Annotated in this window: 13 protein-coding genes; 8 read left to right on the top strand and 5 right to left on the bottom strand. The window is 52.6% G+C overall.

What is annotated here, in order from left to right; all coding sequences use genetic code 11:
* Nucleotides 1–2: 2 nt before the first annotated feature.
* The 3 genes from lon to BUE18_RS27435 all read right to left on the bottom strand — a co-directional run bounded on the left by lon (nucleotide 3) and on the right by BUE18_RS27435 (nucleotide 3,547).
* The gene (lon, locus tag BUE18_RS05280) at nucleotides 3–2,360 is read right to left on the bottom strand and encodes an endopeptidase La (protein WP_073473657.1); all 2,358 of its coding nucleotides are present in this window, start codon (nucleotides 2,358–2,360) and stop codon (nucleotides 3–5) included.
* 20 nt (nucleotides 2,361–2,380) lie between these two features.
* Nucleotides 2,381–2,824, bottom strand: a complete 444-nt coding sequence (locus tag BUE18_RS05275) for an Hsp20/alpha crystallin family protein (protein ID WP_073473655.1) — start codon at nucleotides 2,822–2,824, stop codon at nucleotides 2,381–2,383.
* Nucleotides 2,825–3,250: 426 nt separating this feature from the next.
* Complete coding sequence (locus BUE18_RS27435; RefSeq protein ID WP_139264618.1) at nucleotides 3,251–3,547, bottom strand: hypothetical protein; 297 nt, start codon at nucleotides 3,545–3,547, stop codon at nucleotides 3,251–3,253.
* A 130-nt stretch (nucleotides 3,548–3,677) separates the two neighbouring features.
* On the opposite strand from BUE18_RS27435, the gene BUE18_RS05270 reads away from it, so the two are divergent.
* Entirely contained in the window at nucleotides 3,678–4,055 is a 378-nt protein-coding gene (locus BUE18_RS05270) for a hypothetical protein (protein ID WP_073473653.1), read from the top strand.
* A gap of 397 nt (nucleotides 4,056–4,452) precedes the next feature.
* Here the strand turns inward: BUE18_RS05270 and BUE18_RS05265 are convergent, their stop codons facing one another.
* Together BUE18_RS05265 and BUE18_RS05255 are read right to left on the bottom strand one after the other, a co-directional pair.
* Entirely contained in the window at nucleotides 4,453–7,575 is a 3,123-nt protein-coding gene (locus BUE18_RS05265) for a PAS domain S-box protein (protein WP_073473651.1), read from the bottom strand.
* Nucleotides 7,576–8,747: 1,172 nt separating this feature from the next.
* Nucleotides 8,748–9,260: an NUDIX hydrolase gene (locus tag BUE18_RS05255; RefSeq protein WP_073473647.1), complete on the bottom strand. Its 513-nt coding sequence runs from the start codon at nucleotides 9,258–9,260 to the stop codon at nucleotides 8,748–8,750.
* 247 nt (nucleotides 9,261–9,507) lie between these two features.
* Between BUE18_RS05255 and BUE18_RS05250 the strand changes: the two genes are divergently transcribed.
* From BUE18_RS05250 to BUE18_RS05220, 7 genes are all read left to right on the top strand, one after another.
* A complete protein-coding gene (locus BUE18_RS05250; RefSeq protein ID WP_073473645.1) occupies nucleotides 9,508–10,680 on the top strand; it encodes an MFS transporter in 1,173 nt (390 codons plus the stop codon).
* A 110-nt stretch (nucleotides 10,681–10,790) separates the two neighbouring features.
* On the top strand, nucleotides 10,791–12,257 hold the full coding sequence (locus BUE18_RS05245) for a transglutaminase-like domain-containing protein (protein WP_073473643.1): 1,467 nt from the start codon (nucleotides 10,791–10,793) through the stop codon (nucleotides 12,255–12,257).
* On the top strand, nucleotides 12,254–12,982 hold the full coding sequence (locus BUE18_RS05240; RefSeq protein WP_073473641.1) for an ABC transporter ATP-binding protein: 729 nt from the start codon (nucleotides 12,254–12,256) through the stop codon (nucleotides 12,980–12,982). The genes BUE18_RS05245 and BUE18_RS05240 overlap by 4 nt, the downstream gene beginning before the upstream one ends.
* A gap of 1 nt (nucleotide 12,983) precedes the next feature.
* The gene (locus BUE18_RS05235) at nucleotides 12,984–14,678 is read left to right on the top strand and encodes a putative ABC transporter permease subunit (RefSeq protein WP_073473639.1); all 1,695 of its coding nucleotides are present in this window, start codon (nucleotides 12,984–12,986) and stop codon (nucleotides 14,676–14,678) included.
* 403 nt (nucleotides 14,679–15,081) lie between these two features.
* Entirely contained in the window at nucleotides 15,082–15,351 is a 270-nt protein-coding gene (locus tag BUE18_RS05230; protein WP_073473637.1) for an HU family DNA-binding protein, read from the top strand.
* Between the two features lie 170 nt (nucleotides 15,352–15,521).
* Nucleotides 15,522–16,100 (top strand): hypothetical protein, encoded by a 579-nt coding sequence (locus BUE18_RS05225; RefSeq protein WP_139264617.1) that lies wholly within the window; start codon nucleotides 15,522–15,524, stop codon nucleotides 16,098–16,100.
* A 35-nt stretch (nucleotides 16,101–16,135) separates the two neighbouring features.
* Complete coding sequence (locus tag BUE18_RS05220; RefSeq protein WP_073473633.1) at nucleotides 16,136–16,603, top strand: Lcl domain-containing protein; 468 nt, start codon at nucleotides 16,136–16,138, stop codon at nucleotides 16,601–16,603.
* The last annotated feature ends 115 nt before the right edge of the window (nucleotides 16,604–16,718 follow it).

Below are 16,718 nucleotides of genomic sequence, written 5' to 3'. Positions count from 1 at the left end.
GATCAGTCTTCCAGGGCCAGGGCCAATACCTGCTCCATGGTATCCACAAAGTGGAAGGTTATTTTTTCCCTGGCGCTTTCCGGAATGTCTTCCAAGTCCTTTTCGTTCCATTTGGGTAATATCAATTCCTTGGCGCCGGCCCGGTAAGCTGCCAGAACCTTTTCTTTAATGCCTCCCACGGGTAAAACCTGTCCGCGGAGTGTGATTTCCCCTGTCATGGCAACGTCCTTTTTAACAACCTTGCCGGTGCACAGGGAGGTGAGCGCCGTTAATATGGTCACGCCGGCCGACGGGCCGTCCTTTGGGATGGCGCCGGCGGGCACATGCACGTGGATTTCGTGCTCCTGAAAAAATTCAGGGTCCACCTTCAACTTGTCCGCGCGGCTGCGTATGAACGACAAGGCCGCCTGGGCCGATTCCTTCATGACGCCGCCCAACTGTCCGGTCAGGGTCAAGCCTTTTTTGCCTGGCATGGCCACGCTTTCCACGGTCAGCATTTCCCCGCCCGTGGGGGTCCAGGCCAAACCGTTCACCACACCGGGAACTTTCACGGTCACGGCTTTTTCGTTCAGCCTTTTGATGGGGCCGATGTACTCCTGCAACTCCTTGGGCTTGACCGTCACGGACTCTTCCGAACCTTCGGCGATCTTGCGGGCAACGCCCCGGCATACCGAAGCTATCTCCCTTTCCAGGTTCCTTAAGCCCGCCTCCCGGGTGTAGCCGTTGATGATCTGCTTGACGGCCGCATCCGTGATTTTTATGTCGCTGGCCTTAAGCCCGTGGGCTTCCCTCTGCCGGGGGATCAGGTACTTTTTGGCGATCTTGACCTTTTCCTCCAGGGTGTAGCCCAAAAGTTCGATCACCTCCATCCTGTCCCGGAGGGCCGGGGGGATGGTGTCCAAAATATTGGCCGTGGCGATGAACATGACCTTGGACAGGTCAAAGGGCACATCCAGGTAATGGTCCGAAAAGGTATCGTTCTGCTCCGGATCCAACACCTCCAGCAGGGCCGAGGAGGGATCTCCCCGGAAATCATTGCCCAGCTTGTCCACTTCGTCCAGCATAAAAATGGGATTATTGGACTCCGCTCTTCTTATATTCTGAATAATCCTGCCTGGCAAGGCCCCGACGTAGGTGCGCCTGTGCCCGCGGATTTCCGCCTCGTCCCGGACGCCGCCCAGGGATATGCGCACGAAGTTCCGGCCCAAAGCCCTTGCAATTGAGCGGCCCAGGGAGGTCTTGCCCGTGCCTGGAGGCCCTGCAAGGCAAATAATAGGGCCTTTGGAGTCGGGCTTGAGTTTGCGCACGGCCAGGTATTCCAGGATGCGCTTTTTCGGCTTTTGCAGGCCGAAATGGTCCGCGTCCAGGATCTTTCTGGCCTCGTTAATATCCAGGTTGTCCTCCGTGCCGGCGTGCCAGGGCAAGGAGGTGATCCAATCCAGGTAGGTGGCCGCCACGGTGTATTCCGCAGACGACGGATGCATCCTGGACAGGCGGGAAAGCTCCCTTTCCGCTTCCTTCTGGGCGGCCTCGGGAAGGTTCATCTCCTTGATTTTGGCCTCGTACTCCTGGACCTCGACGTTTTCCTTGTCGCCCTCGCCCAGCTCCTGCTGGATGGCCTTCAACTGCTGCCGCAGGTAGTAGTCCCGCTGGTTTTTATCCATGTCTCCCTTGACCTGGGTTTGAATCTTGTCCCCAAGCTCCAGGATTTCCAGTTGATGGGAGGCCATCTTGGTCACCGCAATGAGGCGCTTGTCCACCTCGCGGGTTTCCAGGATTTTCTGCTTTTCCTCCAGGGTGGACTGGATGGTGGAAGCCACCACGTCGGCCACGGTGCCTGCATCCCCCACGGTTTTGATCCATTCCGCCATTTCCGGGGGCAGGAGGGAGGTGAAATCAACGATCTTGCCGAACAAGGTCACCAGGTTGGAGGTCAGCGCCTCGATTTCCTTGCCCTTGCCCTTGGGGTATATGTCTTCCAGCGGAGTCACCCTGGCCATGAGGTAGGGTTCTTCCTGGGTGTATTCCTCGATTTTAAACCGGGTAATTCCCTGAACAAGCATCTGGGCTTTGTCCGGAGCCCCTTTGGCCATCTTCACAATGGCCGCCGCCGTTCCCACCTCAAACAGGTCCTCGGGCTTGTGGTTTATCTGGGGATCGGCGATTTTGGATGCAATAATGCCTATGACCCTGTCGTTGGCCATGGCGTTGTCCACCAGCTCGATGAGCTGGCTCTGGCCCACAACCAGGGGCAGTTGCATCTTGGGATACAGGGCCACATCCACCACGGGAACGATGGATATTATTTCCGGGATCTTACCTGGCTGCATTTCTTCTTGGGACGAAATCTGGTCAGTCATGTTTTCACCCTGATTATTCCTTAATCTTGAATTTGAACTCTCTGGGGCGACAATGTTTTCGCCTTGGCCACACGGATTTCCAGCATGCCTTCGGCGTAGGTGGCCGTCACCTTTTCCGGGTCCACCGGCCTGGGGAAAAACAATGTGCGTTCAAAATATCCGTAGGGGATTTCAGCCAAATGAAAGCGCGCCTGGGCGCCCCGCCGGATTTCCTTTCTTCTGCCGGATATTTTCACCGCCCGCGAGTCGAGTTCGATTGACAGTTCATCCTTGTTCACGCCAGCCATTTCAGCCATAATAACAATTTCATCGGGAGTTTCAAATACGTCGGTTGCAGGCCGGAAGCCCTGGGAAGAACCGGAGAACACAGGGCTGGCGGTCCTGTATAAGTTGTTCAGCGTTTCTTCCAGCTCTGACTGCAACTGCCCGAAACCACCTCCGAAACGGATTTTTATGTAATCCATTTTCTACCTCCGGGTTAAGGGTCGCCGGTTTCGCGCCCGGCGCCGTGTTAATGCCTTACCTACAATGATAACACAGGGTTCCGGCATCGTAAAGGTTAGGCGTGTTCGATTTTTATTCGGTAACCAGCATGAAGAGCGGAATTAAAGGGCAAGGCAGGCGCATTTTACAGCCCGCCTCCGGCGGCGAACGGCGTAACCGCCTGCCTCCGGCGGAGTAGACTATTGCCTCCGGCGGCCCTCTTTTTGAAAAAAAAAGGGGCTAAAACTTTTCAAGCGCGCTTCGCGCAGGGGCTTAAAGCCTCCGGCGGCAAACCCTTTTTCTGCACGCCGCGAAGCGGCAAAAAGATTTGATCAAAACGTTAAAATGGCGCTTCGCGCAAGTGAGAAAAGAAGCAAACGTCCGTCATTCCCTTGCATGCCTCATCTCTAACCAACGACGAAATCGTAGGCTGGTTGAGCTTGCGAAACCCAACAAATTCCGCCGCGAAGCGGCATCCTTGTTTTTGCACTGCGCATCCCTTTGGGCGCTGCCGCCGCCCAATCTGATACAATTTTTAGTTTTTTACCATCATCCCCAAGGTTTTTTTGACGGATATCCCCAAAACTTTTGTTTTTGCATTGCAAAGCAAAATGTTTTATCCTGGCGTCTATTGGGACTCTTTCTTGTGTGTTGTTTCGGCAGCCGGCAATGTCTAACATCGCCGCACTAAAATTGCTTTGCAAAGATTATTGCATAGTTCCAGGCATTTATATACACAATTGCATATTTGCCGTATGGAGCTATGGCACGGATTTTAAAATGCTATGCACAACATGGCGGGACGGCGATAATTACCGTTGATCAGGAGGAGGCATGGGCATCAGCCTCGACATGAATGAAGACATCGGCATTCTGGTAGTCACCTACCTTCCGGAGCCCGTCACGCCGAATGATCTGGCAAAGCAAAGAAAGATGGTGGCTGACGCTTTATCGAGTAGCGGCATCCAAAAGGTCCTCATTGATGCCTCATCGCTCCTGAGATTCCCGCCAATCGTCGCCGCGCTGGAACACAACGAGAAAATTGCCGCAGACGAGAAACTCAAAACTATAAAATACGCCGTCCTATGCTCGTCACTGGGACAAGACGAAAGAAGCCTCGAGACCACGGGAATTAACCGCGGCATTTACTTAAAATGCTTCAGTTCCAGAAAAGATGCGTTATCCTGGTTGGTCGAAAAACAAGAAAAATGAGTTTTACAGGACTCCCTGATTAATCTGCTAACAGGTCAACCTGTCTCTTTTAATAGGGAGAAAGACTTTTTTTGGGGACATCCGCCAAAATGTCAATAACTCAAAAGGCTGCCTAAAGACTGATGGGAAGATGGTAAAAATAAAATAATTTGACGGATTGGGCAAGCCCTCTGAGAGGCCTGAAAAAGTGCAGACTCCCACAGCAAGCTGTAAGGCGCCTCAAAAAACCGGCGCAGCAGGCTGCGGGGCGTCTACCCACTCTACAACAAAAGGATTTGGGTTTTCGCCCGTACGCAAGGAAGCGTTTTTTTTCCGATATCTGTATTGGGCAAGGTCTTTATCATTTCGAATAATGACTTGCCTTTCAAATCCTTATTTTGGACAAGAGTGAGTTCCTCTATCCATTTGCATCCAGCACCGCCCTAATCTTATCAGCGAGATTTTTTCGTGTAAATGGTTTGGGGAGAAAATTCAACCCATCCGCCAAGCCACCGCGCCGCTCAATAATGTTGGCCGTATAACCGGACATATAAAGGCATTTGCCATTTGGATATAAACCCATCAGTCTTTTAGTCAATTCAAGGCCATTCATCTCCGGCATCACCAGATCGGTCATAAACAGATGAATTTCGCCGGTGTATTCCTCGGCCAGTCGGAGGGCTTCATCTGACGTGCTTGCTTCCAAGACTTTGTATCCAAACTGTTCTAACATTTGACGGGTCATGTTCAATATGGCGCGCTCGTCTTCCACCAATAAAATGGTTTCGTTTTCCCGTGCAGCAGGAAGCGCTTGATTCCGCCTTTTTTGAGGCGGTCCAGTAATGATTTCATGCCGGGGTAAATAAATATTAAAAGTGGTTCCCTGTCCAAGTTCACTGTAAACAGTGATGAAACCGCCATTTTGCTTAATAATTCCATATATTGCGGAGAGACCAAGTCCGGTCCCACTCCCCACGTCCTTGGTGCTGAAAAAGGGTTCGAACAGGTTGTCACGGGTTAGCTCATCCATACCGCAGCCGTTGTCTGAAATAGCCAGCAAGATATATTCGCCAGGCGCACAACCTATATGCTCCGCACACAGGGCCTCATCAAAGGCCACATTGTCCGTTTTTAGGGTGATTTTGCCCTTCCCCTCAATGGCGTCTCGTGCGTTGGCGCACAACTTAACCAAAAGTTGATCAATTTGTGATGGATCCACTTTGACGATCCCCAAATTTTCGCCGGGCAGCCAAACCAGATTTATATCCTCGCCTATGAGACGCCGAAGCATCTTGAGCATTTCTTCAACCTTTGTATTCAGATTGATTGCTTTAGGTGTAATGATCTGTTTGCGTGCGAAAGTTAGCAATTGTCGTGTGATATCCGCGGAACGCTGAGCAGCGTTAAAAATCTCCAATACGTTAAAATGAAGCGGATTATCCGGGGCCATCCCGTCCAAAGCCATTTCCGCATGGCCCAATATTACACCCAGCATATTGTTGAAATGGTGCGCCACCCCGCCTGCTAATCGTCCTGTGGACTCAATCTTCTGAGATTGAATCAGTTGGGCCTGTAGTCTCTTACGCTCTTCTTCAGCCTGTTTTTGGTCGGTAATGTCGATGGTCGAGGAGGTCATGGCGACCGGATTTCCCTTGTCGTCAAAAACTGTGGAAGCCGAAACCTGAACATCAAAAAGAGAACCATCTTTTCTTTTGGCTTTGATTTCTCCGGTCCAAATATTCTCAACTTCCAGGGCCTTCATAACATCTTCGTATTTCTCCCCCAATATCCAAAACTTTGTGAAATGTTGCCCGATACATTCATCAGGGCTTTTAAAATCCCACCATTTATAAAAAACAGGGTTGGCGTAAGTCATCATCCCTTCAAGGTTGCAGGTGGCGATAGCGATAGAAGAACACCGGATAATGTTTTCTTTGACAAGTAACTTATTCTCATATTCTTTCTGCCCAGTAATATCTTCGATAATGCCGACACAACCCACAATCTTCCCACTGGTTAAAGATATGGGTGCATAATGCACCTTTACGGGAGTTTCCTTGTGAGCCGTCACAGAGCGATAAACATCTTCATAAAAACCAAGATCTCCTTGTAAGGCTTTTTGCATTTCCCCAACCATTTTTTTGTCCGGCAGGGTGAACATATCCAGCCCCACCAACTTGTCTCGTGATGAACCAATTATTTTTACAAAATTATCGTTACCCGATACAATAATTCCATTTTCATCGGTTTGAAAAACACCCAAAGGAGAATGCTCGAACAGCATGCGATAACGCTCTTCACTAAGCCGTAAGGCATCTTCCGCTTTTTTGCGGGCGGAAATATCCCTTGTGACACCGAGAATCCCCGACGGATTGCCCTTCTCATCACGAAGCAGAGTCGCTTTTACCTCAGTCCAGACCGTGGAGCCGTCCTTACGAATCATCTCCAGTTCAATATTTTTGGTAACCCTGAAATTTGAATCTGTTTGTTTTTTTTGTTCCAATTCTTCCGAAAGGACTTGTGTCGCTATCGGCAATGATTTGGGAGTTAATACTTGATCAATGGTCTGTCCAATCACCTCGGATGGTTCATATCCCCGGAGAATTCTCACCGACGGGCTTATATAGGTGTAATTCAAATCCATATCCAAAGTAAAAATGACATCTTCGGCATTTTCAGCTAAAAAGCGGTACCTTTCTTCGCTGCATTTAAGGGCGGCCTCCGCGTTTTTACGTTCGGTAATGTCATTATATGTGACCACCACCCCATGGCCTTCAATAGGCAGCGGGGCTGCAGTGACATTAAGCCAGGTGACGGTGTTGTCGGATTTGACGATCCCCATTTCGCAATTCCTAACCGTCTGGTTCTCATTTAGAGCAATGATACTCGCCCATTCATTAGGAGGCATGTCGGACCCGTCGGGACGAATAATCCGCCATTCCTGACTATCCAGGTTTCGCCCTTCATGCTCATCCTTACCTAAGCCCAGCACTTGCTCTGCAATGGCGTTTGTCTCAATGATGCGGCCCTGTTCATTCGATACCGTGATGCCCAGGGGAAAGGCGTGGAAGAGGGTTTTATACTTCTCTATGGCACGTTGAAGGTCCTTGCGTTGCTCATGCCATTTTGTCATGTCCCTTATGATCGTACAAGCTCGCTGATCCCCGTTCTGGTCTTTAAAAATGACAGAAGCAACTTCCGCGGGAAAAAGACTGCCATCCTTTTTCCGGTGGGTCAGAATCCCTCGGAATTTGCCGGTAGTCTCTCTTTCTGCAACGGCTTGCGCTAATTGTGCGTCACCGTCAGCATACATTAATGCTCGGCCTCCAGAGATCAGTTCCCGCTCCGTCATCTGGAAGAGTTCACAGGCCGCCGGATTGGCATGGAGGACCTGCCCATGAGGCGCAGTCAGAAAAATGGCATCCGAACTGGCGTCGAATAATGTTTGCAATCTTGCGGCCTTGGATCGCAATTCACGGTTTTGCTGCTCAAGTTCGGCGACTTTGCTTTTTAGTGCTTCATATGAGGGGTTATCACACATAATGATATCTCCAGCGCCGGAAGGTATTGCTCATGTTCATCAGTACTGACATTTTTGGGACGATCTTTTCAACTTTCCAACATTGCTTTGAATGGTTAGTATTACTTAATATGGCCCCCCGCCAAAACATAATCCACCACAATCGAATCAGTCAAACTATTTAATTTTTTTACTGATTCCCAGAAAAATTGACCCCAGTTCAATCTATCTGGAGATTTTCAAAATATCGAAAATACCGTGACGTATATTTTTGGAATCCTATTTTTTACATTAAAATTATGATATATTTTCGTTTGATATTTACTGCAATAATTTTTCACTTTTTTATCTTTTCATAAAAGACATTTTGCTTTTTTTGACAGGCCCATCCCCCAAGCCCAATGTGCCTTAGGAACGCCTTTGATCAATCGACTAACTCCATGAGTGGTCTCGGGGATGATGGCAAAAAAAGAATGATTTGACAGGTCGGGCAAGCCCTCTGAAAGGGGCCTGAAAAAGGGAAGCATTCCACAGCAAGGTGTAAGGCGCCTCAAAAAACCGGCGCAGCAAGCAGCATCCAAATACAGGCAGGAAGAAGGGCAGGCCAAATGCGGCATTCCGGCCGATTAAGTCCGTCCTCCTCGCGCATGTGGGAACCCAAAGTCATTGTTGTTCTAAAGGCCAACGCTGGGTTCCCGATAACTACACTCGGGAATGACGGCGAAAAAATAAGGATGCCGCTTCACGGCGAAATATGTTGGGTTTCGCAGGCTCTACCCAGGGTTTCCTGAAAAAAATAAAATTCTAAAAAGGCAAGGCGCGAGTACAATTCCTGGCTCGGGAGGCATATGGGTTTTTCTGTCCCATAGCCTCCCCTTCTTGTTCCAATGAGCCCGTCGCCTTCCATGCCTGCTCTAAAAAACAGGCTCAAGGACAGTTTAGCCCAAACTCCGTGTCCTTCCCGGCCTTGCCCCTGCACATGGGGCTGGCTTATGCTTACGATGCGGTCGTCCACGCGCTTGGCCTTGTTGCCGCACATTCACTGCTGCTGCCGGTGCACTTCGGATATCACCAGGAGATCCTTGTATTGACGTGGAGGCAGAACACCCAACCCCACTTCCCGGGAAAGCGCCTCAATTTTTAAAATAAACCGCTATAAATACATCATCAAGAGCAAGAATTAACGCCGGCGCCTATTCATATCCGTGGGGCGCCTCCCCTCCCCTCTGCAGGCGCTCACAGACTGCCTGATCCGTGGGAAAGGCCAGGTTGTGGGGCAATTCGTCCAGGGAAAAAAAGCGGGCGTCCAGGGCGTCGGATCCAGGGGCGAGCCGCCCTCCGATTTTTTTGCCCCAAAACCACACGCCCACGGTGTGCCGGCGGCGATCGTGAAAATTGGACAACGCGTCGAACACAGGCCCTATGCGGACTTCCAGCCCGGTTTCCTCAAGAATCTCCCGGCGGGCGCCTTCGCGGACGTCTTCGTCCCATTCCAGGTGGCCGCAGGGGATGCACCACATTCCCTCGTAGGAGCCTTTTCGTTTGACCAGCAGGAGCCGGCCCTTTTCCATGACGATGACGGCCACGCCCACCGTGGGGTTTCTGTATTGGATGTAACCGCAGGCATGGCAGATTTTACGCCGGATTCCGTCGGCGATGGATTCTTCCAGGCGTTTGCCGCATTTCGGGCAGAAGTCGTACAACATAAGGGGAGATCCTTTTGTGAGGCTGTGTTAGAACTGAAGCGCGTTTATGTATAGCACAAAACCGTCCGCCGCACCAAACAAAGCAGCCCTTCAACACGAACGGCGGTTTTTTTCGGCTGGAAATACCATGGACTTGTTTGAAGATCGTTACTATGGGTGACCAAAGGGCTGTTCCGTGTTATATTCCGGGCTGAAATTCGAAAAACGCCGGCGGAGAAAAGCCGCGGCAAATCTTTAAGCAGCGTATATGCCAGGCAAAGACAACCTTATTAAGCCCAAGACCATCCTTTCGCTCCATTATTTTTTGTATTTTGGAGTCTTCGGGATTGTGCTGCCCTATTTCAATCTCTACCTGGACCACCTGGGCTTTGACGGCATCCGGATAGGCGTGATTGCGGGGATTCGCTCGGCCGCGGTGGTGGTCATGCCCCTTTTATGGGGGGTGCTGGCGGACAGAAGCGGCAAAAGAAAGGCCATTTTCGTCCTGTGCAACGCGTGCAGCGCCGCCCTGTTTTCCTTGTATTACTTAAGTACGGAATTCCTGCCTGTGCTGGCTATAACCGTTGTTTACTCCCTGTTTTACGCGCCGATTATTTCGTTCATCGAAGCCTTTTCCATGGAAATCCTGGGGCCGAAAAGAAATCAGTACGGCCGCGTGAGGGTTTGGGGCACCATCGCTTTTGTCGGAATGGCGCTTGTCATGGGCAAGGTGGTGGAGGCTTTCGGCGTTTCCGTCATTTTGGGTTTGATCCTGGCCGGCGCCGCTGTGCAGGCCCTGATCAGCACCCGCATGCCCGGCGCTCCCGCTCCCTCCGCCCCCCAGGAACGGATAAACGCCCTGGGCTATTTTTTTTCCAGGCCGGTGGTGATTTTCCAGGTTTGCGCCTTCCTGATGCTCGCCAGCCACGGAACCTATTACGGCTTCTTTTCCATCCACCTGGAAAAGGCGGGCTATTCCTCCACCTTCATAGGCTTTGCCTGGGCCCTGGCTTCCGCCGCTGAAATGGGAGTCATGATCAACTCGGACCGCATCCTGGGACGATTTCATCCCCGGAGGCTTTTGTTTTTCTCCCTGTGCATTGCGGCCCTGCGCTGGGGCCTGACCGCCTGGACCTTATCCCCCATCGCCCTTTGCATGGTGCAGATTCTACACGCTTTCACCTACGGCAGCTTTCATATTGCCAGCATCGTCTACATCGAGCAGCTTATTCCGCCCCAGGCCAGGACGGCCGGGCAGGCGGTCAACAATTCCATGACTTACGGCCTGGGCATGATGGCCGGCTTGTTCCTGAGCGGATATTTGTTCGAGCGCCTTGGCGGGGGCATGGCTTTCGCCGCCAGCGGCGCCATGGCCTTGCTGGGAGCGATCCTGTTTGCAGCGTACGGCGGGGCGCCTTCGGGGCGAAAAGCCTCGCCCTGACGGATAATCGTTTGTTATGATTATGATAGCAGCTTGACAGCCATGGAATGCCCCCTATATTCCGTAAATAGGCTCCGGCCTTAAATGTTTTCCTAACCCTGTGAGGTAAAATGAAAAATCGTTGGACGTGGGTCGCCGGATTGGCTTTCATACTGATTTTTGCGGTGCTTTTTTCCGTTCGAGTGGGCTATTTTGACAAAGAGGTCGAGGTTCCTGAAAACTTCCTGGACGTGGAACGGGGGTTTCGGGATGAGTCTCGAAACTTTATGAACATCCTGCAGAACGGCAAGAAGATCGGGTATGTGGATTCGTCCTTTATTAAAACCGATGACGGATGGCTTGCCAAGGAGACCGCTTATATGGAGCTCAACGCCATGGGGACCGTCCAGAAAACCATGTTGACCTCCGGCGCCCACTTGAATCCGGATATGACGTTGCGGTCCATGGGCTTTAGGATGAAATCCGACTTAGGGTCTTTTGACGCCAAGGCCTGGATGGACGGGGACGTCCTGAAAGTGGAAACCGGAGCAGGGGAATCCAAGCAAGCCATGGAATTCCCTATGGAAAGCCCTCCCCTGATTGACGCCGGCCTGATGCGCCTTTCCGCCTTGCGGGAATTAAAGCCCGGCGAAACGGCCGCGTATCCCATATTCGACCCGGCCACCATGACCAATTACAAGGTAAAAATTAAAATGATCGGCCCGGATTCCATAACAATCCTGGGAGAGACCGTTCCCGCGAAAAAGCTGGAGATGACCTTTATAGGCCAGACCCAGGCCACCTGGATATCGGAAGACGGAGAGATGCTGGCGCAAGAGGGCTTGATGGGCCTCCGGCTGGAGAAAACCACCAGAGACCTGGCCATGGAAGAGACAAGTTTTGAAAAAGGCGACGACCTTTTCGCCCTGGCGGCCGTTCCCGTGGACACGCCTTTGATGTCGCCCCGGAAGCTGAAGATGCTCAAGGTGAGAGTGACAGGCGCCGATCATTTTGCAGAGAAACTGAATCAGGGCAGGCAGACGTTTAAAGACGGCGTTTTAACCGTCAAGGTGGAGCCGCTGCCTGATCCCGGTTTGGAGGTTCCGTACACGGGCGACCCGGCCTTTTTGGGCTCGGACTCTTTTATCCAGTCGGACCATCCCGAAATCGTTGAACTGGCTCATACGATTGTGAATGAGAATGACCCGCCCCAGGAGATAATCAGGAAGATCATCCAGTGGGGATACGAGGAACTGGAAAAGACGCCTGTATTGAGCATGCCCCAGGCTCTGGAAACCCTGCGCACCCGCAAGGGGGATTGCGGCGAGCACGCCATGTTAATGGCCGCCCTGGCCCGGGCAGTGGGCGTTCCCGCCCAGGTGAACATGGGCCTGTACTACGTGGACGGCGTGTTCGGATACCACGCATGGAACTCCTTTTATGTAGACGGACAATGGATTACGGGAGACGCCACGGTGGGGCAGTTCCCGGTGGACGCTGCCCATTTGCAGTTCGCCCAGGGCGGATATGACGTGCAGTTGGAAGTGGCCGGCTTGATCGGCCGTCTGACGATTGAAGTATTGGAGCAGAAAAAATGATTGAACTTTCCGGCCTGACGAAAAGATACGGCAGGATCATGGCCGTCGATAATCTGAGTTTGAAAGTCGAGGAAGGCGAGGTTTTCGGATTCATCGGCCCCAACGGCGCCGGCAAGACCACGACCATCCGCATGATGGGCGGCTTGATTGCTCCCACCTCGGGAAGCGTTGTAATCAACGGAGTCGACATGCTCAAGGAGCCTGAAAAAGGCAAGCAGAGCATCGGCTTCATCCCTGACCGGCCTTATCTGTACGGTAAATTGACGGGCATGGAGTTTTTGCGTTTTACGGCCGACCTATACGGCATGAGCAACAACGGCTTTTTCGACAAGGCCGAAAACATCCTCAGAACCTTTTCGCTTTGGGACTGGGCCGGGGAACTGATTGACTCCTACTCCCACGGCATGCGCCAGCGCCTGATCATGAGCGCGGCCCTGATTCACGACCCCAAAGTGCTGATTGTGGACGAACCCATGGTGGGGCTGGACCCCCGAGCCATCCGCCTGGTCAAGGATATGATCAAGCGGCTTGCAAGGGAAGGCATGACGGTTTTCGTCTCCACCCATACCCTGGAGGTGGCCCAGGACATTTGCCACCGCGTGGGGGTGATCCACAAAGGCAAGGTGATAGCCACGGGCACGACCAAGGATTTGGTGGAGCAAGCCAAGGTGGACAGGGAGGACCTGGAGGCGGTCTTCCTGCGCCTGACCGAGGAGGCCTCCTGACATGTTCAAGACCGCTACCTTGATTCGGCCCCGGATAATCGGCCTGAAACGGTATAACGATTTTGAGGACGGCAAAAGCAGCCAGTATAGGGCTTTGTTGTTCGCGTTATTCGGGCTGGCGTTCTGGATAGGGATTTTTTGGATATTTTTTGAGGTTCTCACCTATTTCCAGGGGGTTGAGGAATTCGGGGACATTTTGGCGGAAAAGCTGCTGTCCATGGTCTTTCTCACCTTTTTCGCCCTGCTTTTATTCAGCTCCGTCATAGCGTCCCTGTCCAAGCTCTATCTCAGCCGGGACCTGCATCTGGTCTTCAGCTATCCCGTGGATCATAGGCAGATCTTCCTGGCGCGTTGGATGGAAGCCGCGTTCGACTCGTCCTGGATGGTGCTGGTTTACGCCACGCCGGCCTTTTTTTCGTATGGAATCGTCTATCAACAGGGCGCCCTGTTTTACCTGAATATGCTCCTGGTCCTGATTCCCTTTTGCGTGTCCGCGTCCATAATCTCCACCCTGGCCGTAATGGCTGTGGTTGTGGCCCTGCCTGCCAACCGGCTGAGGGGCATGCTGATATTTGTGGGAATGGGGCTTTTTGTGGGCCTGTATTTTCTTGTACGCATGCTCCGGCCGGAGCGGCTGGTGGACCCTGACGCGGCGTTTTCCGTGTCCGAGTATATAGCCAGCCTGCGCACGCCCGCGGCGGACTGGCTTCCGTCCACGTGGGCTTTCGACTCCATGACCTCCGTGATTCACGGGAATTACGGCGAGGCCCTGTTTCATAACGCCACCGCGTACAGCGCTGCGGGCGGTCTTGTATTTATCGCCTTTCTTTTTTCCGGGCTGGTCTATTTCAGGGGGGTCACAAAAGCCCAGATCACCCGCACAGGCAAACAAATCGAGCCGGAAAGGAGGCATTACCAGGGCCGGAGGCTGTTTGGCTTTATAAAAGGCCCCAAACGGGCGATTATGGCCAAAGAAATCAAAATTTTCATGCGGGACTCCACCCAGTGGTCCCAAATCTTCCTGGTCGCTGCGCTGGTGGCCATCTACCTGTACAATTTTAAGGTGCTGCCGCTGGAAAAGGCGCCCATTAAAACAGTGTACCTGCAAAACCTTTTTTCGTTTCTCAACATGGCCTTGGCGGCTTTTGTACTCACGTCCATTGCGGCCCGCTTCGCCTTTCCCGCCGTGTCTCAGGAAAAAAGCGCCTTTTGGATACTGCAAAGCGGCCCGGTCTCCCTTAAGACGGTGCTTTGGATCAAATTCGCCGTTTATGTGGTTCCTTTGACGATTATGTCCCAGATCCTGATTATAGCCACGAATATTTTGCTGCAAGTCACGCCCTTCATGATGTGGATGTCATCGTTAACCTTGCTGTTCATGGCGCCGGGCATCGTCTCGCTGGCCGTGGGGCTTGGCGCGGCTTATCCTGATTTTCAATCGGAGAACCCGGCCCAGACGGTCACCAGCTACGGAGGGCTTTTATTCATGATTCTCAGCGCCTTATTCACGGGGCTGGTGGTTATTTTGGAGTCCGGACCGGTGTATTCCGTGGTCTACGCCGGGTTGCGCGGAAAGGCTGTTTCGGACGCCGCCTGGACCTGGACGGCGATCTCTTTCGGCCTTGTCCTGGTTCTTTGTGCAGTGACTATAGTTCTCCCCATGCGATACGGCGGAAAAAAGCTGGCAGCGCGTTAGTAAAATACGGGGAAAGCCCGTCACTATTGTTATTTCTGAATTTTTATGTTGCAAAACCCGGTTGGGTCTGATAAATGCGGCCCCTGGATTAAGCAACTTACTTTTCACCGGATGTAAGCCGTATTACGCTGCAGGTTGGGATGCCTGAACACAGGCGTCGACCTTACTTGGTTCTATGCGCAGCAGGGGCGGAACGCCCTTCCACTGTCACAAATTGATTTTGGGGGATCAACCCAGGTACGCCCTGACTGCCAAGTCAAGGGCATTACACGGTATTGTGGAGAAGCGCGTCCCAAGGTGAAAACGCCGTCAAGGGGCGCAGGACGGGCATATACACGAATTTCGAAAACAAAAATGTAGTTTTTTTTGGCCCCATAACACACCAGCACGAAAGGAGCATTACATGAACAAAGCAGACCTGATCGAAGAAGTAGCCAAGATTTTAGGAACCAAAAAAGACGCCCAAGCCGCCGTGGATTGCGTATTCGCCACCATTTCGGACGCCCTGAAAAAGGACGACGCCGTGACTTTGGTCGGCTTCGGAACTTTTAAAGTGGACAAAAGGCAGGCCCGCAAAGGCCGCAACCCCAGGACCGGCGAGGCCTTGGACATTCCCGCACGCAACGTGCCCAAGTTCAATCCCGGCAAAGCTCTGAAAGACGCAGTCAACTAAGCCCGTTTCAGGGGAGGCCGGTTTTGGCCTCCCCTTGGGGCTCCATCTCCCATAACCGGTCTTAACTTTCCCTGCCAAAACCTGTTTCGGGGCGTTGACTTCGCGGCGCCCACGGGGTATTTAACTCCCATGGATACATTTGCACTTGAACAACACATAAGGTTATGAACATGGCAGGCACTACCCAGAAAAATTTTCCGCCTTTTAAATTCGCGCCCGCGTGGCGCTCCTATGAAGACTTCCCCTGGTTTGTCTGGGCGCTCGGCTGGATCGCCTTGCTTAAATCCAGCGTATGGTTTTTCCTGGAGCCGGCAAGCCCCCAGCCCGCCATGTTGTGGAAGTGCCTGATCTTGTCTTTGCCGTACCTGATCATGGCCAGCGGAGCGTGGAATCTCAAGCGGTGGGCCATTACCGGGCTCGCCCTCCTTGGCGCCTTTGATCTTCTCTTTCTCATTTCCGGGGCCGTTGAAGGAGAAGGGCTGTTCAAGTCCGCGGCGCTGATGGGCGCTTCCGGCGAGTTTAACGGCATGCTTATTCTGAACAAGGCCGTGTTTATCGGCGCCAGGCTGGGAGATCTGGCCTTGATCGCCCTGGCCCCTAAGGCATGGAAGTACGCAGGAGAGTGGAATCAGGGCTTATGGAGGAATGTCGTCGACCCTGAGGACAAAGACGGACTGCGGATCATGATCGCGATTATTTACGTTGTCCTGGCCGTGGTGACGGTTCACGCCTTTGTCGCAGGAGTTTAACCCCTTCCGCCCGATCCGGCAGGAGAATCAGACCCATGAGGCCGTTTGCGCTTCTCACGATCATTTTCTTAGCAGCAAGCGTGGCTTTGGCTTCAGCCCAAAGCGATGTTGCAAAAGATGATCCCAGATTCACCCTGTACGAAAGCAGGGTCGTCCTGGACTCCAAAACCGGCCTGGAGTGGTGGCCGGCTCCGGACATCGACGCCAACTGGCACGACGCCAAGCGCTGGGCGCGCTACGCGGCCCAATTCAACGGCGGGTGGCGCATGCCCACCGTCAAGGAGCTGGAAACGCTTTATGAAGAAGGCGTAGGCGATCACAACATCAGCCCTCTGATCCAAATCACCGAATACACGGTCTGGGCATCCGAACATAAGGGCGAAAAGTCCGCCTGGTGCTTCTCCTATGACACAGGCCAGGCCTCCTGGTCCGCCCGGCACAGAAGCCCCCTAAAACGGGCCATAGCCGTCCGCACGCTCAAACGGCCGCAACGCAATCAATAAGATTTCCAGTCTTCCGCCTGTATTGGGCGACGCTTGCCGCGCCCGCGTAGAGGATAGACCTTGACGCGTCCCAGCGCAAAAAGGCCGAGTCGCTTAAAAGCGAATCGGCCTTTGG

It is taken from the genome of Desulfatibacillum alkenivorans DSM 16219, from assembly GCF_900142135.1.
GTDB classification, from domain to species: domain Bacteria; phylum Desulfobacterota; class Desulfobacteria; order Desulfobacterales; family Desulfatibacillaceae; genus Desulfatibacillum; species Desulfatibacillum alkenivorans.
The sequence above is the reverse complement of the archived record's forward strand: the minus strand, read 5'-3'. Positions and strand labels throughout refer to the sequence as shown.